This window comes from Lacrimispora sp. (assembly GCF_046972725.1).
Lineage (GTDB): Bacteria > Bacillota > Clostridia > Lachnospirales > Lachnospiraceae > Lacrimispora.
The window spans coordinates 187,270-210,063 of the sequence record NZ_JBKVXF010000005.1 but is presented as its reverse complement, the minus strand read 5'-3'; the positions used below and the strand labels follow the sequence as shown (position 1 = coordinate 210,063).

Annotated in this window: 23 protein-coding genes; 6 read left to right on the top strand and 17 right to left on the bottom strand. The window is 45.4% G+C overall.

Going from position 1 to position 22,794, the window contains the following annotated elements; all coding sequences use genetic code 11:
- Positions 1–9 precede the first annotated feature (9 nt).
- The 6 genes from ACLTWA_RS16640 to ACLTWA_RS16615 all read right to left on the bottom strand — a co-directional run bounded on the left by ACLTWA_RS16640 (position 10) and on the right by ACLTWA_RS16615 (position 6,202).
- A complete protein-coding gene (locus ACLTWA_RS16640) occupies positions 10–1,542 on the bottom strand; it encodes a D-alanyl-D-alanine carboxypeptidase family protein (RefSeq protein ID WP_412329012.1) in 1,533 nt (510 codons plus the stop codon).
- A gap of 86 nt (positions 1,543–1,628) precedes the next feature.
- Positions 1,629–2,324 carry a TIGR01906 family membrane protein gene (locus tag ACLTWA_RS16635; RefSeq protein WP_412329011.1) on the bottom strand — a complete coding sequence of 232 codons (696 nt, stop codon included), beginning with the start codon at positions 2,322–2,324 and terminating at the stop codon, positions 1,629–1,631.
- A gap of 13 nt (positions 2,325–2,337) precedes the next feature.
- Positions 2,338–2,994, bottom strand: a complete 657-nt coding sequence (locus ACLTWA_RS16630) for a trimeric intracellular cation channel family protein (protein ID WP_412329010.1) — start codon at positions 2,992–2,994, stop codon at positions 2,338–2,340.
- A 74-nt stretch (positions 2,995–3,068) separates the two neighbouring features.
- On the bottom strand, positions 3,069–4,061 hold the full coding sequence (locus ACLTWA_RS16625; protein WP_412329009.1) for a CPBP family intramembrane glutamic endopeptidase: 993 nt from the start codon (positions 4,059–4,061) through the stop codon (positions 3,069–3,071).
- 93 nt (positions 4,062–4,154) lie between these two features.
- Complete coding sequence (locus tag ACLTWA_RS16620) at positions 4,155–5,462, bottom strand: sensor histidine kinase (RefSeq protein WP_412329008.1); 1,308 nt, start codon at positions 5,460–5,462, stop codon at positions 4,155–4,157.
- A 41-nt stretch (positions 5,463–5,503) separates the two neighbouring features.
- Positions 5,504–6,202: a LytR/AlgR family response regulator transcription factor gene (locus ACLTWA_RS16615; protein WP_412329007.1), complete on the bottom strand. Its 699-nt coding sequence runs from the start codon at positions 6,200–6,202 to the stop codon at positions 5,504–5,506.
- 154 nt (positions 6,203–6,356) lie between these two features.
- On the opposite strand from ACLTWA_RS16615, the gene ACLTWA_RS16610 reads away from it, so the two are divergent.
- Positions 6,357–6,776, top strand: coding sequence for a MarR family winged helix-turn-helix transcriptional regulator (locus ACLTWA_RS16610; RefSeq protein WP_412329006.1), 420 nt, complete (start codon positions 6,357–6,359; stop codon positions 6,774–6,776).
- Between the two features lie 22 nt (positions 6,777–6,798).
- Entirely contained in the window at positions 6,799–7,479 is a 681-nt protein-coding gene (locus ACLTWA_RS16605) for a DUF554 domain-containing protein (RefSeq protein ID WP_412329005.1), read from the top strand.
- Positions 7,480–7,574: 95 nt separating this feature from the next.
- On the opposite strand, the gene ACLTWA_RS16600 is transcribed toward ACLTWA_RS16605, so the two are convergent.
- Positions 7,575–10,232 (bottom strand): calcium-translocating P-type ATPase, PMCA-type, encoded by a 2,658-nt coding sequence (locus ACLTWA_RS16600; protein ID WP_412329105.1) that lies wholly within the window; start codon positions 10,230–10,232, stop codon positions 7,575–7,577.
- 398 nt (positions 10,233–10,630) lie between these two features.
- On the opposite strand from ACLTWA_RS16600, the gene ACLTWA_RS16595 reads away from it, so the two are divergent.
- Positions 10,631–11,083, top strand: coding sequence for a peroxiredoxin (locus ACLTWA_RS16595; protein ID WP_412329004.1), 453 nt, complete (start codon positions 10,631–10,633; stop codon positions 11,081–11,083).
- A gap of 1 nt (position 11,084) precedes the next feature.
- Complete coding sequence (gene yaaA / locus ACLTWA_RS16590) at positions 11,085–11,828, top strand: peroxide stress protein YaaA (RefSeq protein WP_412329003.1); 744 nt, start codon at positions 11,085–11,087, stop codon at positions 11,826–11,828.
- Between the two features lie 45 nt (positions 11,829–11,873).
- Here yaaA and ACLTWA_RS16585 read toward each other — a convergent pair whose 3' ends face one another.
- From ACLTWA_RS16585 to ACLTWA_RS16540, 10 genes are all read right to left on the bottom strand, one after another.
- Positions 11,874–12,500: a V-type ATP synthase subunit D gene (locus ACLTWA_RS16585; RefSeq protein WP_412329002.1), complete on the bottom strand. Its 627-nt coding sequence runs from the start codon at positions 12,498–12,500 to the stop codon at positions 11,874–11,876.
- Between the two features lie 11 nt (positions 12,501–12,511).
- Positions 12,512–13,915 (bottom strand): V-type ATP synthase subunit B, encoded by a 1,404-nt coding sequence (locus ACLTWA_RS16580; RefSeq protein WP_412329001.1) that lies wholly within the window; start codon positions 13,913–13,915, stop codon positions 12,512–12,514.
- Positions 13,916–13,929: 14 nt separating this feature from the next.
- Positions 13,930–15,696 (bottom strand): V-type ATP synthase subunit A, encoded by a 1,767-nt coding sequence (locus ACLTWA_RS16575; RefSeq protein WP_412329000.1) that lies wholly within the window; start codon positions 15,694–15,696, stop codon positions 13,930–13,932.
- On the bottom strand, positions 15,689–16,291 hold the full coding sequence (locus ACLTWA_RS16570; protein ID WP_412328999.1) for a V-type ATP synthase subunit E: 603 nt from the start codon (positions 16,289–16,291) through the stop codon (positions 15,689–15,691). The genes ACLTWA_RS16575 and ACLTWA_RS16570 overlap by 8 nt, the downstream gene beginning before the upstream one ends.
- Before the next feature lie 16 nt (positions 16,292–16,307).
- Entirely contained in the window at positions 16,308–16,616 is a 309-nt protein-coding gene (locus ACLTWA_RS16565; RefSeq protein WP_394523994.1) for a V-type ATP synthase subunit F, read from the bottom strand.
- A 2-nt stretch (positions 16,617–16,618) separates the two neighbouring features.
- Positions 16,619–17,050 carry an ATP synthase subunit C gene (locus tag ACLTWA_RS16560; protein WP_412328998.1) on the bottom strand — a complete coding sequence of 144 codons (432 nt, stop codon included), beginning with the start codon at positions 17,048–17,050 and terminating at the stop codon, positions 16,619–16,621.
- Between the two features lie 24 nt (positions 17,051–17,074).
- Positions 17,075–19,006 (bottom strand): V-type ATP synthase subunit I, encoded by a 1,932-nt coding sequence (locus ACLTWA_RS16555; RefSeq protein WP_412328997.1) that lies wholly within the window; start codon positions 19,004–19,006, stop codon positions 17,075–17,077.
- Between the two features lie 15 nt (positions 19,007–19,021).
- Positions 19,022–20,068 carry a V0D/AC39 family V-type ATPase subunit gene (locus ACLTWA_RS16550; protein ID WP_412328996.1) on the bottom strand — a complete coding sequence of 349 codons (1,047 nt, stop codon included), beginning with the start codon at positions 20,066–20,068 and terminating at the stop codon, positions 19,022–19,024.
- A gap of 4 nt (positions 20,069–20,072) precedes the next feature.
- Positions 20,073–20,384, bottom strand: coding sequence for an ATPase (locus ACLTWA_RS16545; protein ID WP_412328995.1), 312 nt, complete (start codon positions 20,382–20,384; stop codon positions 20,073–20,075).
- 217 nt (positions 20,385–20,601) lie between these two features.
- Positions 20,602–21,648, bottom strand: coding sequence for an SH3 domain-containing protein (locus ACLTWA_RS16540; protein WP_412328994.1), 1,047 nt, complete (start codon positions 21,646–21,648; stop codon positions 20,602–20,604).
- Between the two features lie 214 nt (positions 21,649–21,862).
- Between ACLTWA_RS16540 and trmB the strand changes: the two genes are divergently transcribed.
- Both trmB and ACLTWA_RS16530 read left to right on the top strand, forming a co-directional pair.
- The gene (gene trmB / locus ACLTWA_RS16535) at positions 21,863–22,501 is read left to right on the top strand and encodes a tRNA (guanosine(46)-N7)-methyltransferase TrmB (RefSeq protein ID WP_412328993.1); all 639 of its coding nucleotides are present in this window, start codon (positions 21,863–21,865) and stop codon (positions 22,499–22,501) included.
- 90 nt (positions 22,502–22,591) lie between these two features.
- On the top strand, positions 22,592–22,738 hold the full coding sequence (locus ACLTWA_RS16530) for a hypothetical protein (protein WP_412329108.1): 147 nt from the start codon (positions 22,592–22,594) through the stop codon (positions 22,736–22,738).
- The last annotated feature ends 56 nt before the right edge of the window (positions 22,739–22,794 follow it).

The window sequence follows — 22,794 nt, the reverse complement described above, 5'->3', positions numbered from 1 at the left end:
TTGATAGATTTAACGGAATTTCCAACGGCCGCCCCGACGGCCTTTTCTTTTTGACGTGAACGAGCTGCGTCTCTGTTCTAAGATACTGTTGAATTCATCGACTGAAACACCGGAATCCTTAAGCCGTTTCATACGTTGTTCCCTCCGAATGAGGAAATCTTCCTCATCTTTGTGCTTCTTGTACAGGAAAAAAGACACAAGAGCACCGATCAGAACAAGAAGTCCGACCCCTCCCAGGATCAGCCAGGCGGCCAGCGGAATCTTAAACGGGCTCAGCGCTTTCTGCCTGTATTCATCGGAAACTCCGGCAGAAGTCTGTCTGGATTCCGGAATCGTTTCGGATTCCATTTCTTTGGCAGGAGCTGATGCCTCTGCCGCCGGCGGTTCTTTTTGTCCGCCTGTTTGAAATAATTCCTTGTTAATTTCCACAAAAGTGCTTCCGACCACCCGCTCGTTGTAGCGGTAGTTGATCTTTGCAATGGCCCCTTCCGGGTCATCGGCAGAAATATCATAGCTTAACTCGGCTTTTGCATCGGAAAATTCCGCTGTTTTGGGAAGAATGATGCGGCTGTCCGGGTCCAGTACCAATGCCTCCGGATGCTTGATGGAAAGTCCGCTGAAACTCAAATCGCTGGTGATGGAGCTGTAGGTTTTTTCATAGTCGGCCGGTTTTAAAGACACGAAATTCTCAAATCCAAAGTCCAGAAGCTTCTTCGTATCGGACCAGTATACAGGCGTAGAGCCTTTTAAAATGACCGTAATCAGTTTCAGTCCGTTCTTCTCCGCACAGGTAACTAAGGTATTGCCTGCCAGAGTGGTATAGCCTGTTTTTCCGCCTATAATACCCGGATAATAATAGGGGCTGTTTTTTTTCATCATCCGGTGTCCGGGATAGATGGTAAGTCCCTCTTTGTTGATGGAGTTGGGCGGAAGTTTATAATAGGTCGTGGAATCTATTTCTTCAAATGTGGGGTTGTTAAAGGCGGCTCTGGCAATAAGGGCCATGTCATAGGGAGAGGTATAATGCTCCGGGTTATTTAAGCCGCTTGGATTGGCAAAATTCGTATTGGTACAACCCAGTTCCTTTGCTTTGGCATTCATCATATCCGCAAATGCTTCCGTGCTTCCCGCCACATGCTCTGCAAGGGCGTTGGCGGCTTCGTTGGCAGACTTTAGCAGCAGGGCATAAAGACAGTCTCTGACGGACAGCTTGTCTCCTTCATTGATCCCGGCATTGCTGCTTCCAGACTCCACATTAAAGACGGCGTTGTGGGAAAACGTTACGGTATCATCAAGGTCACAGTTTTCGATTACCAGCAGGGCTGTCATGACCTTGGTAATACTGGCGGGAAAGTACTGGGTGTGTATGTTCTGGCCCCAAAGAACAGTTCCTGTGTCTGCATCCATCACAATAGCCCCCTGTGCACTGACGGACAAATCAGACGGCCATTCAGCGGCCGCCTTAGATGTTCCTGCAAAGGAGGAAACAAAAAGAAGCAGACAAAGGAAAAAAACAGGGAACCTTTTTGCAAATTGAGTCATATAAGATAATCTCTCCATTAGTTCAAAATCAGTTTCAGATAATTCTCCACTTTACAGTATAGGTTATTTAGGGTAACAAGTAAAGATTATTTGGAATTTTTCCCGTTTTTATGTATCAAAAACAGGCATATGGAGATAAGTGACAAGACAGAAAGGAAGAAGATGAGCCCGATTAAAAAGACAGTATCACGGAAAAAGCCCTCCGGAACAATGTTAATGAGCATGTCCGTGGAAGGATCCAGCATCCATAAATCATTTTTAAAGAACATTTGATGGAACAGGACAAAATACTTATAAAAATCTGTGGAAATTATAAAGGCAATGACCGCAGACGCTGCAAAGAAAAGTCCGCTCCCTGCGCACACCGCTCTGGGAAACGTACTCTTAAAGCTGGTTTTCAGTAAAAACAGCAAAATTACGCAAAGAGCCATAATCATCAGGCAGCCTCTGCGAATGGAGATCCCACCTAGAAAAAGCCCCCGGACGTCTTCCATGTGAGCGATTTCCCTGGCATTAAAAAACTCCCGTTCCACGCCGCCCATGGTGGTGGGAACGTGTAAATCCGCCCGGTTTCCTTTTAAATAAGCCATCATCTGGTCCGTAACATCAAGTAAGTCCTCCATGGTCATGGAAACGGCCTCTGTGACGTTGTATTTGGTGTATTCTGCTTCAAAATATCCTGGAATCCAGTAAACAGCAGCTTCCACGGAGGTAAATAAAAGAACGGTCATGAAGCAGAAAGAAAAGATGATCCCAATGGTGTATTGTAAAAAACGGTTCATGCATATTCCCCTTTCATTCATTATTTTTTGTAGCGGTTGGTAAGTTCCAGCAAAAACGGGTTGCCAGAAGACGGATTAAAATCACAGAACAGGCGCCGGCCAGCATGGCGGCATTTCCGTTGATATGTTCCAAAAGCCCGGCATAAAGAATGGCACCCGCAATGGATGCACAGGCATAAATGTGCTTGCGGAGGACATAAGGGGTCTGACCGGCCATGATATCCCTTAAGATTCCGCCGCCTACCCCTGTGATAACACCTAAAAATATGATGAGAAAATGGTATTTACCATAGCCGGAAAGAATGGCTGTATCGATTCCCACGACGGTAAAAGCGCCAAGTCCCACGGCGTCAAAGATGTTCATGACCTTTTCATAGGTTTCGATGGAGCGCCCGGCCAGGATTCTCTGGTTTAGCCGAACAATGATAAATAGAATCATTACCGTAAAAAAGGCAAGTAATACATAAACAGGGTTCTGAAAAAGGGCAGGAGGCACATTTCCTATGATAATATCCCTTAACATGCCGCCTCCAACCGCCGTAGTGACTCCAAGAACAATGACTCCAAGCAAATCCAGCTGTTTTTTAATGGCAACCATTGCCCCGGAAGAAGCAAAGGCAATGGTACCGATGGCTTCAATAAAGAAAAAAAGTGAAAATTCAGCGTTCATAGGTAACCTCCGGATTATTTCCATTTTGGAAATTAAGGAAAGTATAAGATTTGGAGGAGTGTTTGTCAATCCCCTTAAAGTTTGTGGATTCCGCTGATTCCCAATGCCAGATGGAGAATCATAAAAAGAATGAACCATAAGGAGGTAAAAATGATTTTATAATAACCGTTTTCATTTTTATTATTGTTCCAGTAATTTCTGATTTCCTTCCGTTTTAAGACGAGTAGAATCACTGCTCCCACGAAAAAGGAACTATAAACACCGTAAAAAAGAATAAGCTGTAAAGTCTCATTAAATCCTCCGGTCACATAGGCCCATAGATCTCCAAAGATGAAATTATTGATTACATGGATTGCAATCGCCCATAGAATGGAATATTCCATGGCCACATATCCAAGGACCATGCCGGCAGTTACTGCAAAAACGCCCTGAATCAGATTTCCATGAAAAGCACCAAACAGGAGGGCAGAACACAAAATTGCAGTGATTTTTCCAAACCGCGCCAATCCCCTCATCACAAAACCGCGAAAAACCAGTTCTTCTGCAATTGGCCCGATAAAAGAAGCATACAAAAACATGGAAAATACGGTGCTGGTATTGGTTGCTGATTCAATTTCCGCCATTATACTGTATCCGAACATATTAAAAAGGGACTCGCCTCCCACACTGGCTGCCAGAAAGACAAGCTGGGTCGACATAAATAAGGTGAGAATGAAAAAGAAAGCAGAAGCCTTCATGGGCTGTTTTTTATCGAACAGTTTTTTTGAAAAGTCCTGCTTTCTAAAGAAAAAGAATAAAAATATAATTCCGGCTGTCAGGGAAATAATCGTTGCTCTTCCGCTGTTCAGGCATTCCATCAAAGCGGCATCAACCTGCTGTTCCAAATCCGGATGATTCATGGATACCACAGCAACCCGGATGATTTGAATAATTGCATCCAGCAGAACACCGGCTGTCATAATCAGTTCAAACAACAATATTCCGATGATGATCTTATTGACCTGCTTTTTTGCTTCAAGCTGGTCTGGGGTCTTCAATTGTCTTTTAATTTTTAAAATTTTGTTCATAAATACCGCCATTCTACTGCTTAGCTGCAGTTTTTTATAGATTCAATATAGCATGGGAACGGTTCTGGCGGAATTTTTTGTTGCGGATGGCGGTTATTTTGTTGTAAAAAGCAATTCCAGCACAAATATGCCGTTTTGATAGGAGGCATTCATCTGTCCGTCATACTTTTCAACGGCCCGTCTGATATTTTCCAGTCCGAATCCATGCTCTTTGGAATTCTTTTCCGTAAGAAAGGAAGTACCTGTTTTATGGACTTCCTTTGCAGGATTGGCAATACGGACGTACTTCATGGCATGCTGACGGACAAATGTCACATGAATCCATTTCTCACGGTCTTTGAAGTCCTTCTGGGCTTCTATGGCATTGTCCAGGGCATTTGCAAAAATCGTACAGATATCTACCGGCTCCATCTGTTGAAATTCCGGTATTCCATCTGCCGACAGCCGTATTCCGTGTGCAGAAGCTGTCCCATCCTTTTCATTAAAAATAGCGTCGATCATAGGATCTCCGGTATGAAAACGCTCCTCGGTCTGGTTGACCAGTTGGCTGATTTCTTTGATATAGAGCTTTGCTTCTTCATAATGCTCTTTTTCTAAAAGCGCGTACAGACAGGCTGCGTGGTTTTTCATATCGTGGCGGATTCTTCGTGTTTCTTTTTGCGTTTCCTGATATGCTTTGAAATGTTTTAACTGGGCATTTAAATAATATTCATTGATAGCTGCTTCCCGTTCAAAGTATGTTTTAATATTTCCCTGAACCGTGATTGCAGCAACCGCATAGAACACAATTCCTAAAACCACGGCGGCGCATACGGCAAGTCCTCTGGCTAAAGAAAGTGAAAGGGAAAACTCATCTATCATGCTTAACAGCAAAAACAGGACCAGTAAAAAGAAGCCGATGCCCCACAATAGAATGGCTTCCCACGGTGTCAGTCTCCGTTGCTGCCAGGAAGGGAAGTACCTGTTTTTCCACCGCCTGCCTTTTACCGCAAATAGGAGCCAGAAGATCCAAAAGAGAATATCCATGAGTATCCAGAAGGTGCCGTCCAGCTCCAGCACCTGGTTCATGGAACCTGTAAACAGGTATACGGTCAGAAAAGGAATGAAAAGAAGAGAAAGCATCATTCCCGAAACCGGAATCACAAAAAGCATTCCCCGTATGCGGCGGGAAGGCCTTCCCATGAAAAGGAAAGCCATCAGGTATAAAAAGGGAAGCAGGGCGGTTGCTGTTTCCGAATAGGAGGAGAAGGCCCCTGCTGTATCAAAAACAAGAAAGCTTCCCCAGAAAAGCAACTGCATAGTTCTTGTCTGCGGACCTCTTTCCAGAAAAACATATCGGGCAATTGCAGTCATTATGATTAAAATTTCAAGTCCTCCGATCAACCGGTAGATGGCATCCATAAAAGTTTCCTTTCTCTATGATTTATTAAAACCGTTTTTTGTTACCGATGAAGAAAATTCATCATACGGTTCCGGAATTCTGCCGCATTTCTCCGGCTTAGGGGGATTTCCAGTCCGTCGACCATTCGTATTTTTTTCGTATCAAAGCCGTGAACATGCTTTAAGTTCACCAAATAACTGCGGTGAGGCTTAAAAAACATTGATTCCGGCATCTTTTTTTCCAGTTCGTTGATTTTCATACGGACAAGGATCCGCTGTTTTGCGGTGACCACATTTACGTATACATTTTCGCTTTGGATGTACTGGATATCGCTCCAGCGTAACACCTGGCTGCGTTCCCCCAGATTCAGGCAGAGCCGTTCCTCGGAAAGACGCAGGTTCTCCCAGTCACGTAAGGCTTTCCACAATTTTTCCTGATTTACCGGTTTGGTGAGAAAGCGGAAAGCGTCTACCTCATAACCATCAAAGGCCAGTTCTGTGTGGCTTGATAAAAATATCAGGAATAAATCCCTGTTATCTTTTCGCAACTGTCTGGCTGTTTCCAGCCCATCGATCCCGGGCATTTCAATATCCATAAAAACAAGGTCGTAAGGAATGTCTGCGGATTGAACCGCTGTAAGAAACTGGTTTCCGTTTGTGAACAGCCGGATTTCAACCGACAGCTTTCCAAAGTACTCATATAAAAGGTTTTTGATTTCTTCCTGAAATAAAATATTATCATCGCATACTGCAATCTTCATAATGCTCCTCATACATCTTTGGTAAATCTTGATTTTGTTTTTACTTTCAATTAGTTTTATTATATCATTCAAACAAAAACGTAACCATAAAAAACTTGACAGATGAAAAAGTTAGAAATACAATGATTAGAAATCTAACTAAAGAGGTGGCGGTATGAAATCATTTCATTATCTGTTAATGGCGGGTCAGTCCATTTACCAGAGAAGGGTTATGGACCGTTTAAGGGATACGGATCTCACATCCGGTCAGCCAAAGGTTCTTGACTATTTAAGGAACTTTGACGGGGCGACCCAAAAGGAGATTGCAGATGCCTGTTTTCTGGAGGCAGCTACCATAACAAGTGTTCTAAACGGCATGGAGGCCAAAGGCCTTATTGTCCGAAAGCGGCTCAATGGAAACCGGCGTTCCTATCATGTATTTATGACGGAGAAGGGAAAGGTGCTGCAAAAAAAGGTGGAGGAGATATTTTTGCAGCTGGAAGAAGAAACATTTCGGGATATTCCGGAAGAAAAAAGGGCAGAATTTCTTCAAATATTTTCAAAGATCCATAAGAATATGCTGACATCACGATAACAGAAAAAAGGAGACAAAAGCTATGCCACTAGGTGTAATTATTAACAGTATTGCCGTTTTTACGGGAGGAATTCTGGGAGCATTTTTAAAAAATCATTTTCCCAAAAAGCTTTCGGAGTCCCTTCCCAATATATTTGGCTTATCAGCCATTGCCATGGGAATTTATCTGATTATAAGACTGGAAAGTTTGTCGGCAGTGGTGCTTGCAGTGATCGTTGGAACGGTTTTGGGTGAGATGGTGAGCCTGGAGGAAAATCTTCTTGCAGGGCTAAAAAAGTTGGAAGATAAGTTTCCGGTACGTTTAGATGAAGAGCAGATGGATATCATAATCAGTCTTATTATATTGTTTTGCTTCAGCGGAACCGGTATCTTTGGAGCCATGAATTCCGCCATGACGGGAGACCAGTCCATACTGTATGCAAAGTCTGTCATGGATTTTTTTACCGCCGTCATTTTTGGCACGACCGCCGGATTCCTGGTAGGCTTTATTGCCATTCCTCAGTTTGTTGTAGGAATTTTGTTATTTTGCGGAGCATCCTATATCCTTCCCTATGTAAGCGATTTGATGCTGGCTAATTTCAGGGCCTGCGGAGGAATTATAACCCTGGCTGTTGGGCTTAAAATTGCAAATATTAAGAAAATCAGGGTGTTAAATATCTTGCCGGCCCTGATTCTTGTATTCCCCTTTTCCCTGTTTTTATAGGGCGGCCGTATCATAAACAGCCATAGAAAACCAATAAAAAGCCAGTGATTCTTCTGCATAACGATCATGCAGCGGATTCACTGGCTTTTTCCTGATTACTTACGGCGGAGAAACAGCTTCACGAACTCAGAGATGAGAATGACGCTGAAGGTAAGCCCGAAGATCTTAAGCCACATGGCAAAGCCAAGAGGCACAGTTCCGAAAAATGCACCTGCAAACTGAATGATCAGAACCTGCAGAAGGAAGGTAATGGATATTACCAAAAGCATGATCCGGTTCTGGAATAAATGCTTAAAGATGCTGGTGGCATGAAGCTCCCGGCAGTTAAAGGCATTGAACAGCTGGAAGAGAGCGAACAGGGTAAAAAGTACGGTTGTCATTTCTCTGTCCGTGGCGCCCAAAAAGTTAAATACATACTGACAAAGGAATATGGCGGAAATATAAATTCCGGTCAGTCCGATTCTTAAGAACATGGTCTTTGATATGATGTTGTCACCTCTTCCGGTAGGAGGACGATTCATAAGGTCATCATAAATGGGTTCCAGACCAAGGGTGAGGGCAGGCGGCCCGTCCATGATAATATTGATCCATAAGAGCTGGAGTGCGGTAAATGGTGCTTTTAATCCTAACAGAATAGAGGTGAAAACAACAATTACGGAAGAAACATTCACTGTAAGCTGGAACTGGATAAAACGTTTGAAGTTCTCATAGATTCCCCGGCCCCAGGCAATGGCTTTTACAATGGTGGAGAAGGAGTCGTCAAGAAGTACGATATCACTGGCTTCCTTTGAAACTTCCGTACCGGAGATTCCCATGGCAATGCCCACATCTGCGTTCTTTAAGGCAGGAGCGTCATTGATGCCGTCACCGGTGACTGCAACCACGTTATTCTGGGATTTTAACAGTTTTACCACCCGCATCTTAATGGCAGGAGTACTCCGGGCGATCACGCTGATTTTAGGAAGCCTGGCAAGGAGTTCCTCATCGCTTAAATCAGCGATTTCTTTGGCTTCCACTGCGATTCTTCCGCCTTCAAGGATATGAAGCTCATTGGCAATGGCAGTTGCCGTAATGATATTGTCTCCGGTCAGGATCTTTAAATCGACTCCAGCCATGCGGCAGTTTTTCACTGCCTCATAAACATCGGCTCGAAGAGGATCGGAGATGGCGATAAAACCGTCAAATACCATGTCCTTTTCCATGTCATTATGATGAACTTCATCTTCATAGTCCCGCATTTCGTGAAGTTCTTTATGGGCAAAGGCAATGACACGCATGGCCTTTTCCTGTGCCTTTACAATATAGGATTCAATCTTAGTGCGCTCTTCTCCGGAGAGAGCACACATGGAGAAAACGCATTCCGGGCTTCCTTTTACGTAGGAAATGATCTTTCCATCTACCTTACTGATGGTGGTCATATGCTTTAGCTCGGATGAAAAAGGGAATGCATGGAGTACGTCGTGGTCTGAACGCTCGTCCTTATAGGTCTTTCCGCTTTTTTTACAGGCATCGGACTGCTGGTAAAAGTTTATCATGGCACATTCGGTAGGGTTGCCGATAAAGGAACCATCCGGGGCAATGTCCGCCGTGGTATTTAAACAGATGTTATGAATCAGCCAGTCGGATGTAAGCTCCCTGGTGTTTTCCTTCCAGGAGCCGTCGTAAAATGCGGAAACCGTCATCTTATTTTCTGTAAGGGTGCCTGTCTTGTCGGAGCAGATGACGTTGATACAGCCTACGGTTTCAGAGGCAATCATCTTTTTTACCAAAGCGTTCTGTTTGGAAAGCTTGATAATATTAATGGATAAGGACACAGCCACTATGGTAGGAAGTCCTTCCGGTACAGCCGCAACAATAAGGACGATGCTGGTAACAAACGCATCGAGAACTGCTTCCAGTGTAAGTCCGCCAGCCAAAGCAAAAGAGATCAGCTCTGAGAGGAAGACGATGGCAGCGGCAATAATACCCAGAATGGTGATGGTTTTCCCAAGTCTTGCAAGTTTTTCCTGAAGAGGGGTGGAAGAGCGTTCTGCATTTGTCAGCTCTCTTGCAATATTCCCGAATTCTGTGCTGTCACCGACGGCGGTTACTACCATTTTGCCGTAACCGCTGGTAATGTAGTTGCCGGAATATACCATATTGGCCCGTTCCGCTAATGGTGTCTTTTCATCCACGATCCGCAGATTTGCATCCTTTTTTGCCGGGGTGCTCTCGCCGGTCAATGCGGATTCATCGGCGGCCAGTCCGGAACTCTGTAACAGCCGTCCATCGGCAGGAATCTTATCGCCGGTGGAAAGAAGAACAATATCGCCTGCGACAATGTCTCTCTGGCTCAGCAAATGGGTCTCGCCGTCTCTGATGACCTTGATCATCGCATCATCGCTGATTTTTGATAAGGCTTCAAAGGCTTTGGCACTTTTGCCTTCCATAATGACGGTAATCAGTACAGACAGAAAGATGGCTGAAAAGATGCCAAGGCATTCCAAAAAGTCCGCCTCTGAGCCTGTGGAGGCGCGGATGATGTTGACCAAAAGGGCGATGACCCCTGCCATGATGAGCATAAGAATCATGGGTTCGCTGGCAGCTTCTATAATACGCCGGATCAGCGATTCCGGTTTTTCCCTGGTCAGCGTATTGCTTCCGTATCTCTCCCTCTGGGTTTCAATCTGTTCGCTTTTTAGTCCGGCTGTATCGTGGGTCTGCAGCCGGTCCAGTAACTCTCGTGTGTTTTCCTGAAATTCCTTCAATGCAATTCTCTCCTTAAATTGTTTGTATATAACAAAAACTCATGCATAGACAAGCTATGCATGAGTCAAAAAAAAAGACTATGTACAGCATGCTGCTATACATGAGTCTCGTTTATTAAGGCAAGCCAGACCGAAGCCGGTCAGTATGTTGACTTGGCACGCAGATACACTGCGCAAACTACTCCCTCAAGTGTTTTAGTATCATACCATAAACCGATAATTTTTGTCAACTACTGAAAGGGATTTTAATTTTTTCTTTTCATTGCTGCATTTCCATGCTAGATTATAAAAGTCAGGTGAAACTCATTCAGGCAGAGGCAGGTTTCTGCCATTGCAGGATAACCGGATAAAGACACGTTGTTGGCAGATGTGCCAAAGATTCATGGAGAAATGGAGGACCCGCTATGTTAAAAGAAGGAACAAAAGCACCGTCATTTGCTTTACCGGACCAGAATGGCCAGGTACATACGTTAGAAGAATACAGAGGGAAAAAGGTGATTCTCTATTTTTATCCCAGGGACAATACTCCCGGCTGCACGAAGCAGGCTTGTGCCTTTGGGGAGCTGTATCCCCAGTTCTCAGAAAAGGATGCTGTGATCATAGGCGTCAGCAAGGACAGTGTAGCGTCTCATAAGAAGTTTGAAGAGAAGTACGGCCTGCCCTTTTTGCTGCTGTCGGATACGGAATTAAAGGCAATTCAGGCATACGATGTATGGCAGGAAAAAAACATGTATGGGAAAAAAACCATGGGAGTCGTACGAACCACATACTTGATCGACGAACAGGGAATCATTGCCAAAGCATTTGATAAAGTAAACGCTGCGGAAAATCCGGCTCAGATGTTGGGAGAGCTCTAAGGTGAAGGTGATTATTTCCCCTGCGAAACGGATGAAGGTGAATCCGGATCTGCTTCCTGTAAAAGGCATGCCTCAGTTCATGGAGGAAACAAAGCTCTTATGCAGCTGTATCCAGCAGCTTTCTTATGAGGAGGCCAGGGCTTTGTGGCAGTGCAATGATAAATTGGCTGCCTTGAACTACGAACGGTTTGCCGGAATGGACCTGGAGAAAGGGCTGACACCTGCAATTCTTTCCTACGAGGGACTCCAGTATCAGCATATGGCTCCGGTGGTGTTTTCCGAGGAAGCGGTCCAATATGTGGAAACGCATTTGCGGATCCTTTCCGGCTTCTACGGAGTTCTGGCTCCGTTTGACGGAGTCGTGCCATACCGTCTGGAGATGAAGGCCAGGCTTTTGGTGCAGGAAAAGAAGGATTTGTATGAATTCTGGGGAGACAAGCTTTACCGGAAGGTTTTTCATGAGGAGAGTACGGTTCTCAACCTTGCATCAAAAGAGTATTCCTCAGCGATTGAAGCATATCTGACGCCGGAGGATAGGTTCATAACCGTGGAATTTGGAGAATTATCCGGAGGTAAGGTAAAGCAAAAGGGAACACTTGCCAAGATGGCGAGAGGAGAAATGGTCCGTTATATGGCGGAAAACAATATTACGGATGTGGAAGGGCTGAAAGCCTTTTCGGGCCTTGGCTATCAGTACAGTGAGGAATGGTCCGGGCAGAACAGGCTGGTATTTCTTCTGGTATAGAAAAAACAGCAGGCAGAGAGATAGTGCCTGCTGTTTTTTCTGCGGTCATACATTGCCCCGGTTTTTCGATCTCTTGATCACCTTAAGTCTTGTAAACTCCTCCCTGTCTTTTTCCTCCAGAGAATTGGTGATGCTCCTTGTCAGTGTTTCATAACGGGGAATGGTGATATTTTTCAGTGCATTGGCCCGCTTCTGGGTTCTCTTGATGCTGTTTGCCAGACGGTAAGCGGAGTTTTCCACCATGGAGAGCTTTAAGGTCAGTTCTTTTACCCGCTCAAACTTGTAGCGGGCCTCATCAAGAGATTCCCTGGTGCTGTAATAGGCATAAGTTAAGTTTAAAGGCCTTTTCTCATGCTCCACCAGAGGAATCTCCGTTCCCATAATGCTTCTGGTCTTGATGCGCACCGAATCATCTACAGGGACAGCCATGGCAATGTCCTTTACGTAATCAATGCCTAATTCAATATTTGCTTTTTGAAGGGCTTTATAGGCGGAAGTAAAGGTCTCATCAATCTCAGACTGGATGCCCTTGGCTTCATCGATCAGTTCCATCAGCTCTTTGATCAGAATGTTCCGCTTTTTATCCATTAACTCATAGCCCTGTTTTGCAAGAGCAAGAGAGTTCTTGGCAAGGATTAAATTTCCTTTTGTAGGAAATGTATTGGGATTCATGGATTTCCCTCCTATTCTTCCGAAGCGTCAGGGGTGGTTTCCTTGTAATACTGATCCAGTACTTTGGTATCGATACGGTCTAATTCGGCCCTTGGCAGAAGTCCTAAAAGCTCCCAGCCAATGGTCAGAGTCTCTAAAATGTTGCGGTTTGTATTGTTTCCCTGCCCTACGAACCGGCTTTCAAATTCTTTCCCGAACACCAGGTATTTCTTATCAATGGGGGACAGTTCATCTTCTCCGATGACTGATGCCAGCGCTCTTGCATCGCCAACCTTTGCATAGCAGGAAAACAGCTGGTTTGCCACGCCCTGGTGGTCGGCCCTTGTAAAGCCTTCTCCGATGCCGTCCTTCATCAGACGGCTGAGAGAGGGGAGTACGTTGATCGGCGGATAAACGGACTGGCCGTATAAACTTCGGTCCAGTACGATCTGGCCTTCGGTAATATATCCTGTAAGGTCCGGGATCGGGTGGGTGATATCATCATTTGGCATGGTGAGGATAGGAATCTGGGTCACGGAGCCATGCCGTTCCTTTACGATTCCCGCCCGCTCATAAATGGAGGCCAGTTCGCTGTATAAATAGCCTGGATATCCTTTTCTGGAAGGGATTTCTCCCTTTGAGGAGGAAACCTCACGAAGCGCCTCCGCATAAGCAGTCATATCCGTTAAAATCACAAGAATGTGCATTCCTTTTTCAAATGCTAAATATTCTGCAAGTGTAAGAGCCACTTTCGGGGTGATCAGACGCTCCACCACCGGATCATTTGCCAGATTGATAAACATGGCAACGTGATCGGAAACTCCGCTTTCTTCAAAGGTTCTGCGGAAAAAGTCTGCCACGTCGTATTTCACGCCCATGGCGGCAAATACCACTGCAAATTTTTCGCTGGATTCAGAATTATCTCCCAGGGAAGCCTGCTGAACGATCTGAGCGGCCAGTTCATCGTGGGGAAGCCCGTTGCCGGAAAAGATCGGCAGCTTCTGTCCCCGGATCAGAGTCATAAGTCCGTCGATGGCGGAAATACCGGTACGGATATAATCTCTTGGATATTCCCGTGTCACGGGGTTTAAAGGTTTTCCGTTAATATCCAGACGGATGTCGGAGCCAATGTCACCTAACCCGTCAATGGGAACTCCGATGCCGTTAAAGGTACGGCCTAACATGTCCTCGGATACAGACAGCTCCATGGGCCGCCCGGTCAGGCGGGTGTGAACGTTGCGGAGTGCCAGTCCCTCAGTCCCTTCAAAGACCTGGATAATCGCTTTGTCCTCGTAAACCTCAATGATCCTTCCCAGCTTTTTTGTCTTTCCGGCTACTGTCATTTCCACAATCTCATCAAAAGCAGCATTCTGGACTCCTTCCAGCACGACCAGCGGACCGTTGATTGCACTTAAGCCTAAATATTCAATTGCCATTTTCTGCCTCCTTCCTAAGCATTGCGTTCGATGACAGAATCATAAAATGCATCGATCTGCTTTTTGTAGTCATCGAAAAGATCCAGCCGGTCATTGGGAACATCGTATTTCAGGGAAATGATCCTATCAAAAATTGGATCCTCCTTTAATACGGACATGGGCATTCCCATGGAGATAAGAGAACGGGATTTTTTGTATAAATACAGGATTAAATCCATCATTAAGAACTGCTTTTCCATAGGGACGCAGGTGTCTTCTTTATGAAATGCGTTCTGCTGTAAAAATCCGATCCGGATTACCTTGGCGATCTCAAGAATCAGCTTCTGGTCGTCAGGAAGCATATCTCCTCCGATCAGCTTTACGATTTCCATCAGGCTGCTTTCCTGAGTCAGTAAAAATACCAGCCGGTTTCTGTAATCCACGAATTTTTTGTCCACGTAATCCATATACCAGGGTTCCAAATCAGTCAGATATTCCGAATAGCTGCTGAGCCAGTGGATGGCGGGAAAGTGCCGTTCATTGGCAAGGTTCCGGTCCAGGCCCCAGAAGCAGCGGACAAAACGTTTGGTGTTCTGGGTCACCGGTTCGGAGAAATCCCCTCCCTGAGGAGAAACGGCGCCGATGATGGTAACCGAGCCTTCCGTTCCGTTTAAGTTCTGAATCATACCGGCCCGCTCATAAAAGGCGGACAGGCGGGAAGCCAGGTATGCGGGAAAGCCTTCCTCCGCAGGCATCTCTTCCAGACGTCCGGATAACTCTCTCAAAGCCTCCGCCCAGCGGGAGGTGGAGTCCGCCATAATTGCAACATGATATCCCATATCCCGGTAATATTCTGCCAGGGTAAGACCGGAGTAAAGGCTGGCCTCCCGTGCGGCTACGGGCATGTTGGAGGTGTTGGCGATCAGTGTGGTCCTGTCCATTAAGGGATTGCCGGAACGGGGGTCGATCAGCTCTGTAAACTCCTCCAGTACCTGAGTCATCTCATTGCCACGCTCCCCGCATCCGATATAGATGATGATATCCGCATCCGACCACTTGGCGATCTGGTGCTGGGTCATGGTCTTTCCCGTTCCAAAGCCGCCGGGGATACAGGCAGTACCGCCTTTTGCCAGGGGGAACAGGGTATCGATGATTCTCTGTCCGGTGATTAAGGGCTTGCTGGCAGGATACCGCTTTAAGATGGGGCGTGGGACCCGGATGGGCCATTTTTGAGTCATAGTCACCTGTCTGGTGGTGCCGTCTGCCAGTTTCAGTGTCAGAAGCGGCTGGCTGATGGTATAGGAACCGTCAGAAACCACATCTAAAACGTCGCCTTCCAAATCCGGGGGGATCATGACCTTATGGATAATGGCAGGGGTTTCCGGTACTTCTGCGATGATGGTACCGGGATGAAGGCGGTCGCCTTTCTTTACCGTAATATGAGTCTCCCAAAGTTTTTTTGTATCAAGGGAATCCACCTGGATGCCCCGGTCAATATAGGCTCCGCCGGTTTTTGCAATCTCCGATAAAGGGCGTTCGATTCCGTCGAAGATGTTGTTTAAGATGCCGGGAGCCAGAGTAACAGATACGGGAGATCCGGTAGAGGTCACGGTTTCCCCTGGTTTTAATCCGCTGGTTTCCTCATATACCTGTACCGTGGTGCGCCGGTCAGTCAGACCGATGATCTCGCCTACTAAGTGATCCTTTCCAACGTAAACCATCTCATTCATCTGAAATCCGGTATCACCCTTTAGATAGATAACAGGGCCGTTGATGCCGAAGATCTTACCTGTATTAGTCATTGGCCGTACCTCCCATTATATCTTTTACATCAAAGCGGAAATCACGTTTTGCCTCGGAAAGCTTTGTCTGAAACGAATTATCGATCAGAATATGCCTGGATGGGATAACGGCTCTGATACCGCCCAGAAAAGAGTATTCGCTCACCTGTATGTCAGCGCCCTGGGGAAGGGACAGACCTGAAAGTTTCCCTTCATCTGCAGGGTCAATATAAATCGTAATGAATTCTTTGTCAGCCAGTTTCAAAGCGTTTTGTATCTGGGAATTTAACAGCAGGGTGTACTCAGGCGTCTTCATGTATTCTAACAGCTTTTCCGTAAGTTCTTTAAACAGCTTTTCCTTGAGTTCATCCTGCTTTTTCCCGAATTCCCTTTTGATGTTTATCTGTTCCAGAGACAGCTTTTTGTTGATTTCCCGTTCGATCCGTTTCTTTTCCAATGCCACCTGCTGCTCCGCCCGCCGGTTTGCACTGTCCTGATGCTCTGCAAAGGTCTGCTCCAAAGCAGCCGTATACTCGTCAAGCATCTTTGCACTGCGGGATCTGGCATCTTCCATACAAAACTCCAGGAAATGCTGTAGTTTTTCCTCAGTTGTCAAGATGACCACCTCTTTCTTATAGTTTTAATCCGATAGCTTGATTGACGTAATCTGTGATAAAGCTGGGCTTGCGGCCGGTACCGTGGCGGTCAGGGATTTCTATGATGAGGGGAAGCTTTCGGTTCAGCTTCACATCGTCGATAATGTCCGGAAACTCTCTTCCGAACTTTTCTGTCAGGAGGATGATCCCGATCTCCTTATCGGCCAGGACTTTATCCAGTTCATTCTTAAGCTCATCCTTTTCATGAACGACAGCACCTTCCACTCCGGCCAGTCTCATGCCGGCCCAGGTGTCTAAGTTGTCGCTGATTAAATACATTTTCATGATCAGAGTTTACCAAGGATCATAAAGGAGATGATCAGACCATAAAGACAAACACCTTCGGCAAGGCCTACGAAGATGAGTGATTTACCCAAAATGGAACCGTCTTCGCTGATGGCTCCAAGCGCTGCACTGGCGGCTGCAGATACGGCAATACCGCCGCCGATACATGCAAGACCGGTGGACAAAGCAGCAGCAAGATACCCCATTCCTGCCACACCTCCCGTAACGCCGGCAGCAGTTTCTGCTGCAACTGCCTGGCCCTGGAACATCAGCACACTGGATACGATCATGGTACCAAAGAATAACAGTACATTGATGGAAAGGGCAGTTTTATAGCGCCCCTTTGTTTTTTCCCCCATGGCAAATGCAAAAAGAGGAAGAGCAATACTTAAGATTAATGCGGTTGCTAAAGTGATTTTTACTAACATGGACATAAGAAATACCTCCTGATAAGTTTTTTATAGTTTTTTTCCGTATGGTTTGAATGCACGGCCGGTTCCCCGGTAAAAACGGCTGAATAGTTCGTAATATTCCAGACGAAGCACCTGAATACCAACGATCAGACCTTCCATGCCGCATACAAACAGGTTGCCCAAAACGACGACGAGCCAGTTTACGGTTCCGGCCTCGTGACCGGACAGCATCAGTACCACTTCCATCATAGCCGCATGACTGACCGCAAAGGCCCCCACACGGACGAAAGAAAGGGTGTTGGAAAAATAGCTCAAAAGCACTTCAAACAGTTCAAAAAATCCCTGAACCACAAACATGCCTTTTTCCTTTGGCATAATTCTGGCTTTTCGCTCCACCAGGTTGGTGAGCGGCTCCTTGAAAAATATCATGAGCAGAGGAACACCAAACATCAGAATAAGAAGAGTGGAAGCCGGAACCGGGTTCCCTGTCATATAGAGAACGACCGTAAGGACAAGGGAAGCGTAAAAGACAAATCCTGCCAGCCCGTTGGTGTCAAAAAAGGTTCGCTCCGGATCCCTGGAACGGAAGCTGTTTACCATATTAAGAATCATGGTCAGAAGAATAATGCCCATTCCCAGGGAAACAGCCACAATAAATACCGTATTCAAACGCCCGATAAAGGGCAGGTTTGTCATATGCTCCATAGGCCTGAGCCAGACCGCATGGATCACATCTTCAAAGCCGAAGATACTTCCAAACAGGAACCCGAAGATGGTTGAGAAAAAGCCGCAGCAGGAAATAATGGCAGCAAGGCTCAGCTTTTTGAACCGGTAAAGGAAAAGTCCTCCAATCAGAAGGAAAAGTCCCTGTCCCACATCCCCAAACATGAATCCGAACAGAAAGGAGTAAGTGAGCCCAATCAATATGGTAGGGTCTACCTCGTTATAAGCGGGAAGTCCGTACATGCGGATAAACATCTCAAATGGTTTAAATAGTCCGGGATTTAAAAGCTTGGTGGGAGGATTGCTCATAATGTTTTCCTGGTCATCTTCCACGATGCAGAAGGTTTTTTCATCGTTGGAAATATCTTTTTGGAACGCATCTGCATCCCGGTGGCTCATCCATCCACAGAGGATATAAAAGGTGTTACGGCTCTGTTTGGTACAGGCGGCCAGTTTTCTTACGTTAAAATTCGTGGAAAAGGTTTCCAGCCGGTTTTTTGCGGCAATCAAGTCCTCCAGCCGGGTCTTCAACAGGTTGGAAAGCTGTTTGCGGACGGCATTGATTTCTATCTGGACCGCTTTCATACTGTCCTCCAGCGACTGGCTGGCCTGGTAAGGGGTACCCTTATAGTCCTCCGGAAGGTCAATCCGCTCAAAATGCATGGACGCATAAATGGCATCGATCCGGTTTGCTATGGTCTCCGGTACAAAATAGACCAGCCAGACGTATTGTTCGTCCTCCCTGCATTTGTAGAGAACCGTATCAATGGTATCGTATACATAATTCTCAAATTTGGTGTAATACTCGTGAGTGATACGGCCAAAACGAAATTTGATGTACTTAAAATGAAAAATGGAACTTAAATCATAATTAAGTCCGGTAAAAGGAAGAATTCGTTCCACGGACTCCTTAAGTGAATCCCGTTTGGAAATAAGTTCTTCTTCTCTGGCTTTTAGTTCTTCCGCCTGTTTTCCAATTTCTTTAATGATAGCAGCGGCCTGAGTCACAGATAACCTTTTATTTGGGTTCTGCGGCTCCTCTCCGGGAGGAAGCAGTTCAGCAAGCTCTACGGCACGCTGGTGAATCTCTTTGTATGGATTCGTTTCAACATAAGGTCTTAAGTCCTGCACCGTTTTCAGCTCAGACAGGGCATTCTCCAGATGGATTTCGTATCTGGATAAGTAAGTGTCGATGACCCGGTCAATATCTTCCTTGGGCCCGGTGATACTTAAGAATTTCATCTTTTCTATCACGAAAAGCAACCCCCTTTACTGTTTTGCCACATAGGAGATGATTTCATCCGGCTGTAAACGGTACCGGATGCTCTCTATGAGGGTGATAACTTTTTGAATTTCCTCTTCTTTGAAATACAGATAGGAATTCAGCGTGGCGATGGAATAGGGATCTTGACGGCTGGTAGAACGGTGGATTTTATCAAGCACCTCCATGGTAAGATGCTCCAGATCCGGCACATCATAAGTCTCTATATTTGTTTTCCGGCCATAATAGGTGCTTTTTAACGCAGCGTAAAATTCTTCCATGGTTCCGGCCTCTGCCATTTTTGTAATCTGTTCCTTATTCAGGTGGTAATTGGTGGGAATTAAAAGGGTATAAATGTCTGCCGGCTGCAAATGATAATATTTTTTGGAACGATAGATCCACTGGATATTCAGCAGATCCAGCTTGCTTCCAAAGCAGCGGGACAAAAGCTCCTTTTCTTCTTTTTTTAGATATTTCCCCATGACCCTCCAGATGGCTTTAAAATATAAGAGATCCAGATGAACCTCAAAATCAAATAAAGTAGGCTCCCTGTTGTCAGATAAACCAGAAAGCAGGTCGTGATAGACCGAACCCTCCAGATTCGTTACAAAGTCTGAAAGACTTCTGGAAGATGCCAGCTTTATGAGATCCAGTCTGGAATGTTTCTTAAAAAAGTCCTCAAAAATAGAAAGATCGATATCCGGCCGGTTATCCCCAATGGCATTTCGGAGACATTTCTTCAGGATATCGATTTCAAGGTGCATAAAATACAGGTCAAGAAACTTACGCTGGTTTAAGTTGGAAAAGCGGTAGAGCTTGGCAAAATCCTGGTAAAGAGAAAGGATGAGCCTCTGTTCGATGGCACCCCGGTGAAGGCCGGTTCCCTCCAGGTCAGAAAAAAGCCCCTGATAGGCTTTTAAATGGCTTAAATAGTCTACGGCTTCGGAAACCGTGGATAAGCCGGCCATCTCGCGGAACTGGTTTTCTGTGATCAGATGGCTTTGCATTGCCCTTACCTTGGTGGTAATGCCGCTGTAAGACAGCAAGTCTCCCATGAGATCACTCCTTTATCATAGTTTGAAATAAATTTTCAACGTACTGGTGATGATGCTCCTCATAATGGGCTTCCAATGCGGTTTGCAGTTTTAACCAGTCGTTTCTCTGTTTTTCCAGCTGGTGATTCATCTCAATTTCCATGTCTCTGCGCAGTGCTTCGATTTTTTTACTGGTCTTTGTTTCCAAGTCATGATCAAAAGCGGCAGTTCGTCTTTCCATATCTTTTGCAAATGCCGTTTTGCGTTCATTGGCACGATCCATAATGGAAGTTGCTGCCGATTCAATGTCTGAAATCTTCTCAATCACTTTATCCATACCTTAGCCTCCTTGTAAAATATTTTAGTAATAGAACGTATTATATTATAATGATACTATAATTTCAAAAAAATACCATACTAATTTGTAAAAATTCACCAATTTAATAAAAATTTAATCATACCTATAACTTACGCTGCATCTACTGGGAATATTCATCAATAAAAAAGCGAAGAGCAGAGGAATCCCTTCCTCTGCTCTTCGCTTAATTGGCAGTTTACTGTGCGGTATTTGTTGCAGTTTCTGAAGAATCCGTGGTTTCGCTGGAGCCGGAATCCGGCTGCTCCTCCGATTCCGTCAAAAATTCCGAGGCAACATAAGCTTCTTTACCTTCAAACATGATAACCGTCCATTTGTCATCGTAGGTTTTTACAAAATCAACCGTGGTGCCTGCGGCAAGGCTTCCCAGTCTGGCTCCGTCGGTAGACGGGGTGGAACGGACGTTTAATTTGCTCCTTGTGGTATAGCTCTTAGGTGCTTCTGTCTCCGGCTCCATGGTTTCTTCGGCAGTTACCTCCCCGGTAGCTGCTTCCGTGGAAACCTGGGCAGAGGTATCAGGTGCAGCCGTTTCTTTTTTATCTCCTTTACCAGGGACAAGTTTTACAAAAATGAGCACAATGACAAGCACTCCCAGGAAAATCAGTGCCGGCTTTAACAGGCTGCTGGTGTCAGGGGTGTTCTTTGGTGAGCGGCGTCTGCTGCGGCCTCTCGAAGCGCTTCTTTGAGGCGGCCTTTGGCTGGCTCCGGCTTGAGCAGTCCTTCTTCCGCCGGAACCTGCTCTCTGTGCCGGCTTCTGGGGAGCACTGCCTCTTGAAACACTGCCTCTTGAAGCACTGTTTCTTGAAGCGATTGGAGCAGATCTTAAATTAGCGGAGCGCTGCCTTGGCAAAGCCTCCCTGTGGCTTTCTTTATAAAATGTATTTGCAAACCCACTTACTTCCTGTGAAAGAAGATGCAGGGCTTCTTTTGCGTCATAGGGGCTGTCATTGCCTTCATGAACTGCCTTGTTCCCAATCATACGGATTCTGTGATAGTGGTCTTTGGAAGTCTGGGAAATCATGCGGCGTTCAAATAACTGGTCAATGCTGTCCGCTAAATCGCCTTCCACGATCAGGGCTTTTTCTCCCAGATAATTTACCATGTATTCCAGAGTCTGGCGGGCTTTGATCATAGACATATTATATTGATTCTGGTTCAAAAGCATTTCTGTTTCCTTAAGACCCTGCTGGATTCTGATCCGGAAACTGTTATCAGTCGTTCCCATATATTTCCTCCTTTGCAAAAACGGTTGTATGCGAATATACAGACATTATACCTGATTATTTGAAATTGCGCACCTGTTATTTTACGCTTTCTCCTAATCAGAGAATTCAGGTGCCTACTTGCGCCTGTCCCTCGTGTTATGATACAATCTACCTGCATGTTCAGACCATGGGAATTATTAATAAGAAGATAAAATATTTGGAGGAAGTAAGAATATGAGGTTACGTCACATACCAGGTTCGGAAGAAGAGATCGCTGGCAGCCCATATGTGGTCCAGAATCCGGAAGAAAAAAAGGGGTGCTGGAGGGAAGTCTTTGGAAATGAAAATCCCATTGAGATAGAAGTTGGTATGGGAAAAGGCCGTTTTATCATGGAACTGGCTTCCCTTCATCCGGAGATCAATTATGTGGGAATCGAAAGATATCCCAGCGTGCTTTTGCGCGGGATTCAAAAGAGAGCGGAACTGGAGCTTGATAATATATATTTTATGTGTGTGGATGCAATTCATTTATCAAATATATTTGAACCTGGAGAAGTTCAGAAGATCTATTTAAACTTTTCTGATCCATGGCCCAAGGACCGTCACGCAAAACGCAGACTCACATCAAAGGAATTTATGGCGGTCTACGATCAGATTCTGACACCGGAAGGGACTGTGGAATTTAAAACGGATAACAGGGGCCTGTTTGACTATTCTCTGGAGGCGATTCCAGGAGAAATATGGGAAATAAAAGCGTTTACTTATGACCTCCACCACAGTGAGATGGGGGAGGGGAATGTAATGACAGAGTACGAAGAGAAGTTCTCCTCAAAAGGAAATCCTATTTATAAACTGGTTGCAGGAAGAAAATAAAAAATTCCAGACCGGTGCCAGATTTTTTTGACTATGGCACCGGTTCTGCATATAATAAACCAAAAGAGGATGCAGGTGCAGGTTATGGGCATGAAAGACAAGATTACAAACAAACTTCTCCAGGCAACCAGCGACAAGACTGACTTGAATAAGAAACTGCTTTCCTGGAACAAATCTTTTGTGGAAGTGAACAAAACACTGGGCGCAAATATGGATAAAAATAAGAAAAATAAATAAACACTAAAAAATGGTAAATTATTTGTAAAAAAGGTGTTGACTTTTGTTGAAGACGG

What these genes read in the sequence shown, in the direction of transcription:
- ACLTWA_RS16560 (WP_412328998.1), bottom strand. Translation starts at nt 17,050, where the DNA reads ATGTCCATGTTAGTAAAAATCACTTTAGCAACCGCATTAATCTTAAGT.
- ACLTWA_RS16605 (WP_412329005.1), top strand. Translation starts at nt 6,799, where the DNA reads ATGCCACTAGGTGTAATTATTAACAGTATTGCCGTTTTTACGGGAGGA.
- ACLTWA_RS16540 (WP_412328994.1), bottom strand. Translation starts at nt 21,648, where the DNA reads ATGGGAACGACTGATAACAGTTTCCGGATCAGAATCCAGCAGGGTCTT.
- ACLTWA_RS16615 (WP_412329007.1), bottom strand. Translation starts at nt 6,202, where the DNA reads ATGAAGATTGCAGTATGCGATGATAATATTTTATTTCAGGAAGAAATC.
- ACLTWA_RS16565 (WP_394523994.1), bottom strand. Translation starts at nt 16,616, where the DNA reads ATGAAAATGTATTTAATCAGCGACAACTTAGACACCTGGGCCGGCATG.
- ACLTWA_RS16595 (WP_412329004.1), top strand. Translation starts at nt 10,631, where the DNA reads ATGTTAAAAGAAGGAACAAAAGCACCGTCATTTGCTTTACCGGACCAG.
- ACLTWA_RS16620 (WP_412329008.1), bottom strand. Translation starts at nt 5,462, where the DNA reads ATGGATGCCATCTACCGGTTGATCGGAGGACTTGAAATTTTAATCATA.
- ACLTWA_RS16625 (WP_412329009.1), bottom strand. Translation starts at nt 4,061, where the DNA reads ATGAACAAAATTTTAAAAATTAAAAGACAATTGAAGACCCCAGACCAG.
- ACLTWA_RS16545 (WP_412328995.1), bottom strand. Translation starts at nt 20,384, where the DNA reads ATGGATAAAGTGATTGAGAAGATTTCAGACATTGAATCGGCAGCAACT.
- ACLTWA_RS16585 (WP_412329002.1), bottom strand. Translation starts at nt 12,500, where the DNA reads ATGAATCCCAATACATTTCCTACAAAAGGAAATTTAATCCTTGCCAAG.
- ACLTWA_RS16530 (WP_412329108.1), top strand. Translation starts at nt 22,592, where the DNA reads ATGAAAGACAAGATTACAAACAAACTTCTCCAGGCAACCAGCGACAAG.
- ACLTWA_RS16630 (WP_412329010.1), bottom strand. Translation starts at nt 2,994, where the DNA reads ATGAACGCTGAATTTTCACTTTTTTTCTTTATTGAAGCCATCGGTACC.
- ACLTWA_RS16575 (WP_412329000.1), bottom strand. Translation starts at nt 15,696, where the DNA reads ATGACTAATACAGGTAAGATCTTCGGCATCAACGGCCCTGTTATCTAT.
- ACLTWA_RS16550 (WP_412328996.1), bottom strand. Translation starts at nt 20,068, where the DNA reads ATGGGAGACTTGCTGTCTTACAGCGGCATTACCACCAAGGTAAGGGCA.
- ACLTWA_RS16640 (WP_412329012.1), bottom strand. Translation starts at nt 1,542, where the DNA reads ATGACTCAATTTGCAAAAAGGTTCCCTGTTTTTTTCCTTTGTCTGCTT.
- ACLTWA_RS16635 (WP_412329011.1), bottom strand. Translation starts at nt 2,324, where the DNA reads ATGAACCGTTTTTTACAATACACCATTGGGATCATCTTTTCTTTCTGC.
- trmB (WP_412328993.1), top strand. Translation starts at nt 21,863, where the DNA reads ATGAGGTTACGTCACATACCAGGTTCGGAAGAAGAGATCGCTGGCAGC.
- ACLTWA_RS16610 (WP_412329006.1), top strand. Translation starts at nt 6,357, where the DNA reads ATGAAATCATTTCATTATCTGTTAATGGCGGGTCAGTCCATTTACCAG.
- ACLTWA_RS16580 (WP_412329001.1), bottom strand. Translation starts at nt 13,915, where the DNA reads ATGGCAATTGAATATTTAGGCTTAAGTGCAATCAACGGTCCGCTGGTC.